Origin of the sequence: Lysinibacillus sp. NPDC093688 (genome assembly GCF_050280145.1) — a bacterium.
Classification (GTDB): domain Bacteria; phylum Bacillota; class Bacilli; order Bacillales_A; family Planococcaceae; genus Lysinibacillus; species Lysinibacillus xylanilyticus_B.
The window spans coordinates 1-14,247 of sequence record NZ_JBNNUX010000059.1 but is presented as its reverse complement, the minus strand read 5'-3'; the positions used below and the strand labels follow the sequence as shown (position 1 = coordinate 14,247).

At 37.5% G+C, this 14,247-nt stretch carries 11 protein-coding genes and 1 pseudogene; 2 read left to right on the top strand and 10 right to left on the bottom strand.

Annotation, left to right across the window (positions count from 1 at the left end; genetic code table 11):
* Positions 1 to 495, top strand: a pseudogene (locus ACQKN2_RS23850) (serine hydrolase domain-containing protein); the annotation flags it as partial.
* Positions 496 to 761: 266 nt separating this feature from the next.
* Here the strand turns inward: ACQKN2_RS23850 and ACQKN2_RS23845 are convergent.
* From ACQKN2_RS23845 to ACQKN2_RS23835, 3 genes are all read right to left on the bottom strand, one after another.
* Complete coding sequence (locus tag ACQKN2_RS23845) at positions 762 to 1,262, bottom strand: hypothetical protein (RefSeq protein ID WP_427417142.1); 501 nt, start codon at positions 1,260 to 1,262, stop codon at positions 762 to 764.
* Between the two features lie 243 nt (positions 1,263 to 1,505).
* On the bottom strand, positions 1,506 to 2,066 hold the full coding sequence (locus ACQKN2_RS23840; RefSeq protein WP_427417141.1) for a hypothetical protein: 561 nt from the start codon (positions 2,064 to 2,066) through the stop codon (positions 1,506 to 1,508).
* Positions 2,067 to 2,348: 282 nt separating this feature from the next.
* Entirely contained in the window at positions 2,349 to 3,368 is a 1,020-nt protein-coding gene (locus ACQKN2_RS23835; RefSeq protein WP_427417140.1) for an alpha/beta fold hydrolase, read from the bottom strand.
* A 584-nt stretch (positions 3,369 to 3,952) separates the two neighbouring features.
* Here ACQKN2_RS23835 and ACQKN2_RS23830 point away from each other — a divergent pair.
* On the top strand, positions 3,953 to 4,861 hold the full coding sequence (locus tag ACQKN2_RS23830) for a VanZ family protein (RefSeq protein ID WP_427417143.1): 909 nt from the start codon (positions 3,953 to 3,955) through the stop codon (positions 4,859 to 4,861).
* A 620-nt stretch (positions 4,862 to 5,481) separates the two neighbouring features.
* On the opposite strand, the gene eno is transcribed toward ACQKN2_RS23830, so the two are convergent.
* The 7 genes from eno to ACQKN2_RS23795 form a co-directional block, all read right to left on the bottom strand.
* Positions 5,482 to 6,774 (bottom strand): phosphopyruvate hydratase, encoded by a 1,293-nt coding sequence (gene eno / locus ACQKN2_RS23825; protein WP_197143197.1) that lies wholly within the window; start codon positions 6,772 to 6,774, stop codon positions 5,482 to 5,484.
* Positions 6,775 to 6,776: 2 nt separating this feature from the next.
* Positions 6,777 to 8,318 (bottom strand): 2,3-bisphosphoglycerate-independent phosphoglycerate mutase, encoded by a 1,542-nt coding sequence (gpmI, locus tag ACQKN2_RS23820; RefSeq protein WP_427417139.1) that lies wholly within the window; start codon positions 8,316 to 8,318, stop codon positions 6,777 to 6,779.
* On the bottom strand, positions 8,311 to 9,072 hold the full coding sequence (gene tpiA, locus ACQKN2_RS23815) for a triose-phosphate isomerase (RefSeq protein ID WP_427417138.1): 762 nt from the start codon (positions 9,070 to 9,072) through the stop codon (positions 8,311 to 8,313). Before tpiA ends, gpmI begins: the two co-directional genes overlap by 8 nt.
* 42 nt (positions 9,073 to 9,114) lie before the next feature.
* On the bottom strand, positions 9,115 to 10,299 hold the full coding sequence (locus ACQKN2_RS23810; protein WP_427417137.1) for a phosphoglycerate kinase: 1,185 nt from the start codon (positions 10,297 to 10,299) through the stop codon (positions 9,115 to 9,117).
* 476 nt (positions 10,300 to 10,775) lie between these two features.
* Positions 10,776 to 11,792 (bottom strand): type I glyceraldehyde-3-phosphate dehydrogenase, encoded by a 1,017-nt coding sequence (gene gap, locus ACQKN2_RS23805; protein WP_427417136.1) that lies wholly within the window; start codon positions 11,790 to 11,792, stop codon positions 10,776 to 10,778.
* A 126-nt stretch (positions 11,793 to 11,918) separates the two neighbouring features.
* Positions 11,919 to 12,950, bottom strand: a complete 1,032-nt coding sequence (locus ACQKN2_RS23800; RefSeq protein ID WP_427417135.1) for a sugar-binding transcriptional regulator — start codon at positions 12,948 to 12,950, stop codon at positions 11,919 to 11,921.
* Positions 12,951 to 13,527: 577 nt separating this feature from the next.
* Positions 13,528 to 13,650, bottom strand: a complete 123-nt coding sequence (locus tag ACQKN2_RS23795) for a hypothetical protein (RefSeq protein WP_263297453.1) — start codon at positions 13,648 to 13,650, stop codon at positions 13,528 to 13,530.
* Positions 13,651 to 14,247 lie beyond the last annotated feature (597 nt).

Below are 14,247 nucleotides of genomic sequence, written 5' to 3'. Positions count from 1 at the left end.
TGGTCGGTAAACGCCGACCAAACGATTATAGAACACACTGGGGGCAATCCAAATTTCAGAACCGAAGTAGCCATACTGCTAAATGAACGAACAGCCGTCTGCTTGCTGAGCAATGGCGCAAATACCAATATAAACCTGGTACTAAAAGTTAAAGATATATTAGACGGCAATCTAACTCAGTCATATGAAATAAGCGGCACACAGCTTTTGGATATCATTTTGTCGTCTATCACTATTATTCTTTGCCTATTGGCCGTTCTGCTATTTCTCTTAGGATTACGCAGAAGGAAAACGAATGAGCGGCAGCCAATGACAAAAAAGAGAATAATCGTAACAGTTATTTTCCTGATCGCTACGATTGCCCTGGGTATACTGTGCTGTGCTTTCGATTGGTCAACGATACTTATTTGGCAAACATATAGTGTTCTTACAGCTTTGATTTCGTCAGCATTATTAACAGCAAGCATTACATGGTTTGTATACACTCACCGATAAAATACCTCGCTCCCAAGATAAACATAATGTTAAGTAATTAAATTTCAATTTATCGGTATGCTAATTTGAAAAACATAAGACACTTCGGTGTCTTTTTTAATATCATCGACAATTTTCCCAGTCAAACCTAATTACATTTTCTTCTTCAACTAACCTGCTCGGTTAGTTCAATAAAGAAAAAAAGAGCTGCATATGCAACTCAATGATCTTCAAGAAAAGCACCCGTTAGCAAAAGATTTGCTTTCTGTAAAATCACTCTGATAATGCTATTCTTCAAAGTAATCATATTTAAAAAAAGGATTAACTCTAATTTCCCTTAAAAAGTATTTTATTGATGTATGCTTATTTAAGTATTCTCGTTTAGGGATTAACACTTCCCTTTTCAATCGCTCGTGTAGTTCCTTGTCAATATCAAAAGTTGAATAAGCATATTTTCCACTATTTTCTTCTTCAATCCGAATTAAAAATGAAATGATATATTCATACATACTAGGGAAATCACTTTCAATTTGCGGGTGATGCTCTATGAATGCCTTAATAAACTCTTCCAAATCAGATTCTGCATCTAAAAACGGAAAACTACAAAGGCTATACCAATTTCCTAAATACACTGTAAATACAGCAATCGCATAGCGACGTGTTTCCTTATCTGAAACACCAAAATAATTGTAATACGCTTCTTTTTCAAAGCTTTGACCTGTATCAAAATAGCCGATTTCGATTCCCTTAAGTCCTCTTTTCACTTTTTCAATAATCTCATTTGACACGAAAATTCCCCCAACCAAAGTATCAATTATTCCCTTGATATTACCATGAACATCATCTCTTTATTGCACTAACCTGCTCCGTTAGTCAATAAAAAAAGAGCTGCCTATGCAACTCGATGATCTTCAAGTAAAACACCCTGTTAGTTTAGTAAATTAACAAATATCGATGTAAGTAAATTAAAGAGAGCAGACCAAAAAGCCTTATTTAAGACGCTGGAACAGGCTCTCTATCAAAAAAAGTAATTAAGATCGAAGTACAGATATAAAAGAAGAAACGGCATAAAATATCACACCAATATCGATAATCATCGCCATCTTACTGAGTAGTCTCAAAATACCCGATTCTTTTTGCATCTCTATGTAATGTTTTGCCGTCATAAATACACCAGACACCGATAATAGCACACAAGCTATATACGAAACGATGTCCGCGCCACCACTCTTACCTTCATAGAGGGCAAATATCGCTATAGCGTTTATAGAAGAAATAAATGAATAAGTTCGGTATTCCTTTTTTTCCAATTTTCCACTTTTCTTTTTCGACATTTTATACAAATGCTCCATATCTTCGGATACATACTGTGCAACGATTGCTTCTACTTGTTCCATATATTCTCTGCTAACTTTGACTATATAAAACACTTTGTATACTTCATCGTTTTTTTTCGAGCGGAATCTTTCAGAAGAACTCTTTAAAATATCTTTGATTTCTATATCAAACGGAACGTTACTACTCTTTAAGTGTTCGGTAATTTCCCGTAAAGTATCTACCGAATGTCCAACCATTATTTTCTTTTTAAACAAGCTAAGCACCTCTTATGGAATAAGTAAATTACGCTTAATTATACTATTTCATTCGCCTTTTCTTTCTATCCAAAATATAACAACCCTTTTAAATATGGGACCCTCATTCGTTTAACAACAATCTTTGGGGAAAGAGCCTATTTTTATCCTTATTGAACTAAACTGCACCTTTAGTTGAATAAGAAAAAAGAGCTGTCTGGACAGCTCAATGTTCTTCAAGTACCCGTTAGCCATTCATCAAAATCAGCGGTACCCCAGTGATAATGACTAAAGTTAGGTTCCTCATTCCAGCATACAAATGAGAGTATGCTCATTCGCTTCGGAGTCCTCAGGATGAAACATATGTGAGGATTTATCCTTCCAGATAAATTGCTTACCCTGGGGAGCATCCAACTTCCTATAGAACTCTTCAACTATATTGCCATAAACATGAACATCCTTACGACCATGGATGAATATGACAGGAATGTCCAGACGCGGTATTGAAACGGCAAAGTCAATCTGTGCGAACTCCTCAATCAATGATTGCGTGTAGCTATGTTGAAATCCACGAAATGTGTTGATTATATCGCTGAATGAATAATCGGGCGACCGTAATAGAATCGACATTATTAACTTCATTCCTGGGTGTCTTACTTGTTCATCTGTATAAATCATCGAATTAAATCTCGCCATCCACATACGAAGCGTTTGCCACTGCTTAACACTTGTTACAAAAGGAGGTTCTCCACATGCCTCAAGCGCAGCTATGGCTTTTGCATGATGAAGCGATTTTGCCTTTTGAAGTGTCCATTGCAAGCACAAACGATCATTCTCAACCCAGTTGATGATTTGGGAGAATCCAATATAACTGTGTAATTCATTAGGTATTTCTTGTGCTAATCGAAGCCCTAGTATGGATCCCCATGAGTGTCCTGCAAGATGAATGCACCTCTGATTAAATCGGCTCTTTAAATAATGAATAACTTCCTTTGCATCTTGTATAAATTGAGAGAGGTTATATGTTTCTGTTGGAACATGATGATTAAACGTCTTACCTGCTCCCCGCTGGTCCCAAAAGACTAATGTATAATGCTTAACTAACTTTTTGGTTGTAGTGACCATAGCGAAATCTCTGGAACGGTTCGACACGCCAGGTACAGGAAATCCTGGTCCACCATGAAGCATCAACAGAACAGGGGAATTGACATCCTCCGTCTGAATTAATAGATATTGGTCAATCCCGCCAATTCTCGTCTTTACAACCTCACTAACACCTGTAGAGGTAAGCTTAAAATCTTTTTTGGCCCATAATATTCCCATCGTCCGCTGTTCCAATCCCTTCCGCAATAAATTTGACTTCTTTCAGCAGAAAAATGCTTTTATTTCAAGATTCATATTCTGCATTACCTATATGGATGATAGGGTCCTCACAAAATCCCCCAAATGTTTAGTCCGTTATTATATATTTATTTTATTAGCAAAACATACATTACATATAGGAGAAAAAGCTTGAAAAAATGGCGAATACAATACAAAAGAGAGTGGACTATGATTATTTCAATTACCTGGATGCAGTTGTTCAACCATACATACTTCGCCTCGTTAGTTCGATAAGAAAAAAGAGCTGCATACGCAGCTCAATGTTCTTAAAGCACCCCGTTTGTTTAAGTACATTCCTTCACAATCTAACATATAAAATTGCATAATCTGATCAGAGATAATTAAATCGTTTAATTTCAATTGGCGAATACTTCATAAAATCTTAAGATTTATACTAAAAAAATCTTAAGGTTTTCTTGCTAAAATAAACTAGTCAAATTATTTAGGAAGTTATGTTGCAATGGGTTTAATTCAAGAGGATTTCCATGGCAGATAAAATATATATTATTCTAAAGAGGTGTAAAATGAATTTAATTAATGAAGGAGAAAAGAAATTTACTAAACGACAAATTATATTACTCACATTAATAATAGGATATTATTTACTTTTAATAATGGCTACCACATTTGGTCGTCCAGCTGAGAATATCTTTGTGAGAACAATTGATTTCGATGTACTGAGCGCGTATCAACAAGCATGGAATCAATTTTCATTTAATTCTTTTTTTCATATTCTTGTTAATATAGGTATGCTGTTTCCGTTAGGGATTTTATTACCTTTATTTAGTGAAGTTTTTTTAAAAGCAAAATGGATGTTAATAACTTCAATTACAACAACTTTATTTATAGAAACTCTTCAATTTATAACACTTCGTGGAAGTGCGGCACTAGACGATTTACTTCATAATACGATAGGAATGATGTTGGGGTATTGTATATTAAATATAGTTCTTATTCTTTTTAAAAAAAAGGAATCACACACACAAATAATCAAATATTTAATCTTACCCGTTGCAGTAAGCTTCGTCGCACTTGGAATAATTATTTCGTATCAAATGAAGGAATTTGGTAATATGCCATTTGATCCTTATGGAAAAACAGATATGTCTCATGTCACTATAAAAACATCACTAGAGTTAAGTGATGAAGGTAAAAAAATGCCTATTTACGATTCCAAAGGTCAAAAAGTGCGAGATGTCGAAATTATTTCTCCAAAAGAAGCATTTCAAAAACTGAAACAAGGAGACATTTATCCTATGGGACCTTTCGGCGCGGGTGAAGAATTTGAAGGTGAGACATTAGACATTATAGAGTATAATTTAGAGTACTACACTGATACAAAAGGTTTTGATCACCCTGCATATATTTTTCGCGTGCAGTTAAAAGATAATAACATAATTCTTACGACTCCACCTATTTCCGCGAGTAAATAATGTGAATTTTATTATATTGTATATATGATAATCAGGGTTGCCGTCGAGGTTAGCTTCTTATAAATGGTAAAATATAAGGCGTAGTTTTTAATTATTGCGGAGATGGTTCAGGTGTATTTTATTATTACGCTAACGGGGTACGATAGTTCGTAAGCCCGTATTCAAATAACGAATATAAAAAAGCAGCACCTCCCGGTACTATAAACGTATCAATCAAAGGAGGTGCCTTTCGTATGCTACGTAAGCCCGAAATATAAAAATATGCGCACCTATCACGGTACGCACAACGAATGGCTATTCAGACCTTTCTATTGTAACCCAAGCCAATAACGTTACCGACTGCTTATTCAACTAAACTGCTCCGTTAGTTGAAGAGCAACAATCTTTACGAAAACAGCCTTTACTAATGAATTAAATATATAATAACGGATTAGCCATTGCACTTGCTTTGCTGAGAAAAGAAATAAGTCCTATTTCCCTAGTTCATAATCACTTTTTATCCTACCCGATCACTTAGCCAAAAGTTGCCTCCTCCATAGCCCGCCTGAGCAACAAAAAAATCGCCTCAAAAGTATTTGTATACCTTTGAGGCGATATTACTGAAGCTACTAAGTAATAGCTTATTTTAAATTATAGAATGAATTTAAACCAAGATACTCAGCTGTTGAACCAAGTTGATCTTCAATACGAAGAAGTTGGTTGTATTTAGCTACGCGGTCTGTACGTGATGGAGCACCTGTTTTAATTTGGCCAGCGTTTGTAGCAACTGCGATATCAGCAATTGTTGCATCCTCAGATTCACCAGAACGGTGTGAGATAACTGCTGTGTAACCAGCGCGTTTTGCCATTTCGATCGCTTCAAATGTTTCTGTTAACGTACCGATTTGGTTTACTTTGATAAGGATTGCATTACCAACACCTTGCTCAATACCAGCTGCTAATTTTTTCGTATTTGTTACGAATAGATCGTCGCCTACTAATTGTACGCGAGCGCCAATGCGATCTGTTAATAATTTGTGTCCTGCCCAGTCGTTTTCGTCTAAGCCATCTTCAATTGAGATGATTGGGTATTTTGCAGTTAATTCCTCGTACCAGTCAACCATTTCTTCAGAAGTTTTGACAACACCTTCACCCTCTAAGTGATATTTGCCATCTTCTTTATTGAATAATTCAGATGAAGCAACGTCCATTGCAAGTTTCACTTCTTCACCTGGTTTATAGCCAGCTTTTTCGATTGCTTCTAAAATTACAGTAATTGCTTCTTCGTTAGAACCAAGGTTTGGTGCAAAACCACCTTCATCACCTACAGCTGTATTATAGCCTTTCGCTTTAAGTACTGCTTTTAAGTTGTGGAAGATTTCAGCACCCATACGTAATGCATGACGGAATGATTCTGCTCCTACAGGCATTACCATGAATTCTTGAATGTCTACGTTGTTATCAGCGTGTGCGCCACCATTAATGATGTTCATCATTGGTACTGGTAGTTGTTTTGCGTTAAATCCACCAAGATATTGATAAAGAGGTACATCTAAATAATCTGCCGCAGCATGTGCAACTGCCATTGATACACCTAGAATAGCGTTGGCACCTAGTTTACCTTTGTTTTCTGTGCCATCTAGCTCGATTAAAGCTTTGTCGATGACTACTTGATCAAGAACTGAGTAGTTACCTTCTAGCTCTTGAGCAATAATTGTGTTTACATTTTCAACTGCTTTTAATACACCTTTGCCTAGGTAACGAGATTTGTCACCGTCGCGTAATTCTACTGCCTCATATTCACCTGTAGATGCACCTGATGGTACGATTGAGCGTCCAAAAGCGCCTGATTCTGTAAATACTTCAACTTCTACTGTTGGGTTCCCACGTGAGTCTAAAACTTCGCGCGCATAAATTTGTGTAATAAATGGCATAATTAATTCTCCTCTTTTTCAATTAATGATTTACCTGTCATTTCAGAAGGTTGTGACACCTCTAATAATTCTAACATGGTTGGCGCCAAATCGGCTAAAATGCCACCATTTCTTAACATTAAATTTGGTTTTGTCACAATTACTGGAACAGGATTTGTTGTATGAGCTGTCATTGGATTTCCTTCTAAAGTAAGTACTTCATCAGAGTTACCATGGTCAGCTGTAATAATAGCTGCGCCACCTTTTGCAAGGAGTGCATCTACTACTTTACCAAGACATTCGTCGACTGTTTCAATGGCCTTGATTGTTGGCTCTAACATTCCGCTATGCCCAACCATATCAGGGTTAGCGAAATTAAGAATAATGCCATCAAATTTATCGGCCGCAATCTCTGCAAGCAATGCTTCTGTTACCTCATAGGCACTCATTTCAGGTTTTAAATCGTATGTTGCAACCTTAGGAGATGCAATTAAAATACGTTCTTCCCCGTCAAATTTCTCCTCACGACCACCACTCATAAAGAATGTTACATGCGGATACTTTTCTGTTTCTGCAATACGAAGCTGCGTTTTGCCATTAGAAGCTAACACTTCACCAATCGTATTTTTCAAGTTGTCGTTTGCATACGCAACTTGAGCATTTACTTCATCACTGTAGTGAGTGAAGGATACAAATTTTAAATTCTTTGGCTGTTTAGCTGATAAAGCAAAGTCATCAAATTCATTATTTGTAAACACTTTAGACAGTTGAATTGCACGGTCAGGGCGGAAATTGAAGAAAATAACAGCGTCATTATCTTCAATCGTTGCCACTGCTTCTCCTTGCTCTTGAACGCTAAATGGGATAACAAACTCATCCGTTACATCACGCTCATATGATTCAGCTACACCACTTGCTGCACTATCAGCTGTTTGACCAACACCATCTACTAATGCATTGTACGTAAGGGCTACACGATCCCATCGTTTATCACGATCCATTGCATAATAACGACCATGAATAGAAGCGAATTGACCTACGCCAATTTCCTTCATTTGTTTTTCAGTTTCTTCAATATAGTCTAAAGCAGTTTTTGGTCCAACATCACGACCATCTAAGAAACCATGTACAAAGACTTTGTCTAAGCCTTGTTGTTTGGCAAGCTTTAATAATGCAAACATATGCTCACAGTGACTATGTACGCCACCATCTGACAGTAAGCCCATAATATGAAGCTTAGATTGATGTGCTTTCACATGTGCCATTGCATCCAAAAATGCCTGATTCGTAAAGAAATCTCCTTCACGAATAGATTTATTTAAGCGTGTTAAGCTTTGATAGACAATGCGTCCAGCACCTATATTCAGGTGTCCAACTTCAGAGTTCCCCATTTGACCATTAGGTAACCCCACCGCTTCACCCGCTGCCGTTAATGTTGAATGCGGGAACTCATTCCAAAAACGATCGAAATTAGGCTTGTTTGCCTGAGCTACTGCATTTCCGAACGTTTCATCGCGAAATGCAAAGCCATCTAAAATAATTAATGCTACTGGCTTTTTAGGCATTTGCTGCCGCCTCCAATAATTTTAAATATGAATCTGGTTGTAAACTTGCACCGCCAACTAAAGCGCCATCGATATGCTCTTTTGATAATAATTCTTGAATGTTTTCAGGTTTTACGCTACCGCCATATTGAATGCGTACAGCAGCTGCCGTTTCAGCATTATATAAGTCCTTAATTACTGCACGAATTGCACCGCATACTTGGTTAGCATCTTCTGCTGTAGCTGTTTTACCTGTACCAATTGCCCAAATAGGTTCGTAGGCAATCACCATATGCTCCACTTCTTCTGCCCCAAATCCAGCAAGTGCAGCTGTAATTTGATGAGCAACCTTTTGCTCAGTAGTCCCGGTTTCACGTTCTTCAAGTGTTTCTCCACAGCAAATAATTGGTACGATATTATGTGTAAGTGCTGCAGCAACCTTTTTATTGATGGCTTCATCTGTTTCGTTATAATATTCACGTCGTTCAGAATGTCCTAAAATAACATAGTCTACTTCCACACTTGCTAACTGAGCTGGACTAATTTCTCCAGTAAATGCACCTTCGTTTTCATAGTGCATCGTTTGTGCACCGATAGCTAACTCAGATTCACTTGCAACTTGCACAAGCGTAGGTAGATAAAGTGCTGGTGCACAAACAACAGCGTCTACTTTATCATTTGAAGGAAGTTTGTCCTGTACCGCATCGACAAACTGAATAGCCTCTTCAAATGTTTTATACATTTTCCAGTTACCTGCAATAATTGGTTTACGCATTGTTTTGCCTCCTATATTTTTTTATTCATTAACATGAATGGTTTACTTATCATTTAATGCCACAATTCCTGGAAGCTCTTTCCCTTCCATCAATTCAAGTGATGCACCGCCACCTGTAGAAATATGGTCCATTTTATCGGCAACCTCAAATTTTTCTACTGCTGCTGCAGAATCTCCGCCACCGATTACTGTATAACCAGCTGTTGTTGCCATAGCTTCAGCTACAGTTTTTGTACCATTTGCAAATTTATCCATTTCAAAAACACCCATTGGTCCATTCCAAATGATTAATTTAGAATCTTTAATAACCTCTGCATAATTAGCAGCTGTTTTCGGACCAATATCTAAGCCCATCCAATCTGCTGGAATAGCGTCTACATCAACAATTTTTGTTTCAGCATCTTTTGAAAATTCATTTGCGACAACGGCATCGATTGGCATATGTAATTGCACGCCTTTTGCCTTTGCTTTTTCAATAAAGGATTTTGCTAAATCGATTTTATCTTCTTCTAATAAAGATTTACCGATATCATAGCCTTGCGCTTTAATGAATGTGAATGATAAACCGCCACCGATAATTAAGTGATCCACTTTTTCTAATAAGCTTTCAATGACACCAATTTTGTCTTTTACTTTGGCACCACCGATAATGGCTGTAAATGGATGCTCCGGCTTAGATAATGCTTTACCTAGCACATCTAATTCCTTTTGCATAAGGAAACCAGATACTGCCGGTACATGCTTGGCAATTCCTTCAGTTGACGCGTGTGCACGGTGAGCTGCGCCGAACGCATCATTCACATAAACGTCCGCTAATTTTGCAAATTGCTCTGCTAATGCAGCATCATTTTTCTCTTCACCAGCGTGGAAGCGTACATTTTCAAGTAGCATCATGTCACCGTCTTGCATGTTTGCAACAGCTTCTTCTACCTCTTGACCAATCGATTCATTTAATTTTGTCACAGGTTTACCCATTAATTCAGCTAAACGTACACCTACTGCAGTTAAGCGCATATCCTCTTTTACTTCACCCTTTGGACGTCCTAAGTGAGAGGCTAAAATAACTTTGGCACCTTGCTCCACTAAATATTCAATTGTAGGGATTGCTGCACGAATACGTGTTTCGTCAGTAATCGCGCCATCTGCCATCGGTACATTAAAATCAACACGTACAAATACGCGCTTCCCTTTTACATCAATATCTTTCATCGTCTTCTTATTTAACATGAAGAAACCCCCTTCAAAGTTTTAGTCGTGAAATTCCTGGATTCACCCATCTTGGCTCCTCACATCATTCACGATATCTGTTTTAGTTAGAACTATTTGGTCCATCAACACATAAAGTTATAACAAAGCTAGTATCATCCAAACCTTTAATGAAATACTCTTTGACCAAAAGTTAGAGATAGCATTTGTTAAAACATGTACCCCAAGGAGTCGCCCAGTCGAAATGGACATCAACCCACTTTAAGGAGATGTACCCTTTACTTGCCTTTATAGTAGCAAAAGTTACGTTCTATGTCTTGCAATTACATAACCTGCCGTCGATCTTATATTACGTATAAAAAAGGAGTAAGGGTAAATTTCCCTTACTCCATTACCCTTGTATATTATATCTGTTAGATATTATAAAGGCTATACTTTTTGTGCGCAAAAAGCAGTATTATGTCACACTTTTTACTTAAGTTATCGAATTATGACACTTATTTATTGTTTAATCCTTTTTCTGCGATATATAAAGCTAAGTCCATTAAACGAGTAGAGTAACCAATTTCGTTATCATACCACGCTAGAACCTTTACCATACTATTTTCTAATACCATTGTAGAAAGACCATCTACAGTTGAAGAGTTATGGTTACCATTGTAGTCAATTGACACTAATGGTAGCTCGTTGTATCCTAAAATACCTTTAAGCTCTTTTTCTGAAGCTTCTTTTAGTGCAGCATTAATGGATTCTTTTGTTACTTCTGATTTTAGCTCCACTACTAAGTCAACACATGAAACGTTTGGTGTTGGTACACGCATAGAGAAACCATCTAATTTACCTTTTAATTGAGGTAATACTTTTGAAACTGCTACTGCTGCCCCTGTTGTTGTTGGAATCATTGACACTGCACCAGCACGTGCGCGACGTGGATCAGAGTGCGGGAAGTCAAGGATACGTTGATCGTTTGTATAGGAGTGAATTGTCGTCATCATACCACGTGCAATACCAAATTTTTCATCAAGTATTTTGGCAACTGGCGCTAAACAGTTCGTTGTACAAGAAGCGTTTGAAATAACATCATCTGTTTCAGGGTTGTAATCCTCATGGTTAACACCCATTACAAACGTTGGCATATCGCCCTTCGCTGGAGCCGAAAGGATTGCTTTTTTAGCACCTGCTTGAACATGTTTTCCTACTTCTTCCATCGAGCGGAATCTACCTGTACATTCAAGTACTACATCAACACCTAGATCACCCCAAGGTAAATTAGCAGGATCTTTTTCTGCATACACGTTAATTTTTTTCCCATTTACTACGAAAGAATCACCTTCTGCATAAACATCAGCATCGTAGATACCGTGTACTGAATCATAAGTTAATAAGTGTGCAAGCTGACCTGCATCTGTTAGGTCATTTACTGCAACCACTTCGATTTCATCATGCTTCATAGCTTCACGAAATACTAATCGTCCAATACGTCCAAATCCGTTAATCGCTAATTTTAATGCCATTGTCAATTCCTCCAATATTGTTTAAATAATTTATTTTTGCCTCGGACATTATATAATATCCGCAATTGGCTTTATTCTCATTCAAGGGGTTTGTAGCACCCGCTGAAATATGATTTACATAGTCATTTATAAAGAAGGTAAACCTTCGGCGATAGCTTTTGCGGCTACCTCATCCGTTATAAAAATGGTTTGCTTTGGTGCTACCTTAAAGTACGATAGCATTGCCTTCACTTTTTGTTTACCAGCAGCAACTGCAATGACTTGCTTACTTCTTTGAACTTGCTCAAATTGAATACCGATTGTTCGAATTCGATGTACAATTTCGCCTTCTGCATTGAAATAATAGCCAAATGCTTCACTAACTGCACCCTTTTCTTCGAGTATCCGTAAATCTTCAGACGATGAATTACGACGAACAGCCATTTCCTCTGCCGAGCCAATACCATGAATGACACAATCTGCATGATCATAATAATTCATCATTTCAGTTACCATTGGCTCTGATAACATTGCTTGATAGGCCTGCTCACTTAAATGCTCCGGTAAAAACAACGTGCGATACTGTGCATTCATTTGCATGGCAAATGTTGAGACAAGTGTATTGGCTTGCATTTGCATTTCATGTCCAATACCTCCACGAGCAGCAACAAATGTGATGTTGTGTGTATCAGCTGGATGTAAAAATTGCGCGAGTGATGCAACGGACTTTCCACCAGTAACAGCTACTATTTCACCATCAAAACTTGTTGACATAAATTTTTGTGCTGCCTCTTTTCCGAGCAATGTTAATATCGTATCGTCTTCATTGTAATCACCTGGAACAACAATTACATGCTGTAAGCCAAAATGGTTTTCCAGTAATTTAGCAAGCTGTGTAAGACCAGACCATTCATAAATTAGTGCTCGTAGCTGATCAATAACTGCTTCACCTTCGTCTGTACATACCATACCCGACTTTTGAGAATCTAATAACCCTTGCTCACGTAAAATATCTGTTTCTTTACGAATTTCTCGTTCGGTCATTTTAAGTGAATCTGCAAGTGTTCGACGCCCAATTGGCTGCATAAGCTGAACTGTTTGCAAAATACGATATCTCGATTGTAGAAGCGGATACATTTCTGGAAGTAGCCTTTGCTGTGCCTCAGGTACAGATAACATATTTATCTACTCCCTTTTTAATAGTCGTGGGTTACATTTCGTCCCACTACATAAAATTATGTCCCACTTACAATTTTATTATAATACGCTTTAAAATAAAGAGCAAGTAAATGCTATGTTTTGGCATTAAAAATTATTTAGTGGTCTCATTACGCCTGTGTTGGACTTCATTGGAATGTGGGTTTCTTACCGCACTGTTATGCGGGATAAATTTATAAAAATTCTACACTATTGCTGATTGGAGTGGAAGGCTACTCGACTCCCGTGGGAAAGCGAGACAGGCGAGACCCTGCACGGAGCGGATGTTTTCTGTACGAAAGCGAAGCGGCAGGAACAACAGCGGAGGAAGCGGCTCGACGCTCGCCCACAGGAAGCTTTGCTCTGTGCGAAAGCGAAGCGGCAGCAAATGTTTTATCTGTGCGAAAGCGTAGCGACAGCAACAACAAAGCGAGTAGCCTGGAACGGAAATCACCCTCATTTAAAGAGCCACGACGTTTACATAGATCTCTTAACCATTTTTTTCAACATAATAAAAACCCGTAACCAAATTTGTCATGGCTACGAGTTTTTTGTTAGCTTATTTTGTGAAAGATAAAATTGCGTTTTTCTTAAATCCGCCTAAAGCTTTTGTTGCTTCATTTTTATTTGTGTATTCAAAAATACGAACGTCCTTTTTCTCAAATACTGTAATAACCCACATTGTAAAATCTCCCTTCGAATTTACGTTATTGTAATATAACAACCACTAAAAATGTGATATTTTTGACAAACTGTTTTATAACAACCTCTTACTGATTCCTATTCTACTCCTTTTTTTAAAAAAATAAAGCCTAATGTGAAGGTCTTCACAAACTGTTCAAATTCTAAACGTTTTCATTGAACAATTTGTGAATTGTGATTATTACCTCTAAAAATTTGGGTATAGTAAAAATCCCTCTACTTCTTACGCCACTACGACTCTACTTTTCATCGCCTGATACTGCGGACGATGAAAATCCTTGCCTCTCTCTTGGTCACTAGAAATGTTGCGTTCTTTAATCTTCTGGTCCTGGATCTTCGTTAGTTGGCTCAATATTTTGCTCTGTCGTCGAAACGTATGCCACATTTCTTAGCTATGGCCTTTATGATCAGATTCTTCATTTCTCTTGCTTCGACTAGATAATTGGCAGGAACCATAATAGTATTGTGTGGATTAACATTTACTAAAAAATTGCAAATAAAAAAAGCCGAGGAATAAATCCTCGACTTTTTCAGGTGCCTAGCGACGTCCTACTCTCACAGGGGGAAGCCCCCAACT

Bases quoted from the DNA above. Each gene is read 5' to 3' on its own strand.
- ACQKN2_RS23835 (WP_427417140.1), bottom strand. From the start codon at position 3,368: ATGGGAATATTATGGGCCAAAAAAGATTTTAAGCTTACCTCTACAGGT.
- ACQKN2_RS23830 (WP_427417143.1), top strand. From the start codon at position 3,953: ATGAATTTAATTAATGAAGGAGAAAAGAAATTTACTAAACGACAAATT.
- eno (WP_197143197.1), bottom strand. From the start codon at position 6,774: ATGCCATTTATTACACAAATTTATGCGCGCGAAGTTTTAGACTCACGT.
- gpmI (WP_427417139.1), bottom strand. From the start codon at position 8,318: ATGCCTAAAAAGCCAGTAGCATTAATTATTTTAGATGGCTTTGCATTT.
- tpiA (WP_427417138.1), bottom strand. From the start codon at position 9,072: ATGCGTAAACCAATTATTGCAGGTAACTGGAAAATGTATAAAACATTT.
- ACQKN2_RS23810 (WP_427417137.1), bottom strand. From the start codon at position 10,299: ATGTTAAATAAGAAGACGATGAAAGATATTGATGTAAAAGGGAAGCGC.
- gap (WP_427417136.1), bottom strand. From the start codon at position 11,792: ATGGCATTAAAATTAGCGATTAACGGATTTGGACGTATTGGACGATTA.
- ACQKN2_RS23800 (WP_427417135.1), bottom strand. From the start codon at position 12,950: ATGTTATCTGTACCTGAGGCACAGCAAAGGCTACTTCCAGAAATGTAT.
- ACQKN2_RS23795 (WP_263297453.1), bottom strand. From the start codon at position 13,650: ATGTGGGTTATTACAGTATTTGAGAAAAAGGACGTTCGTATTTTTGAA.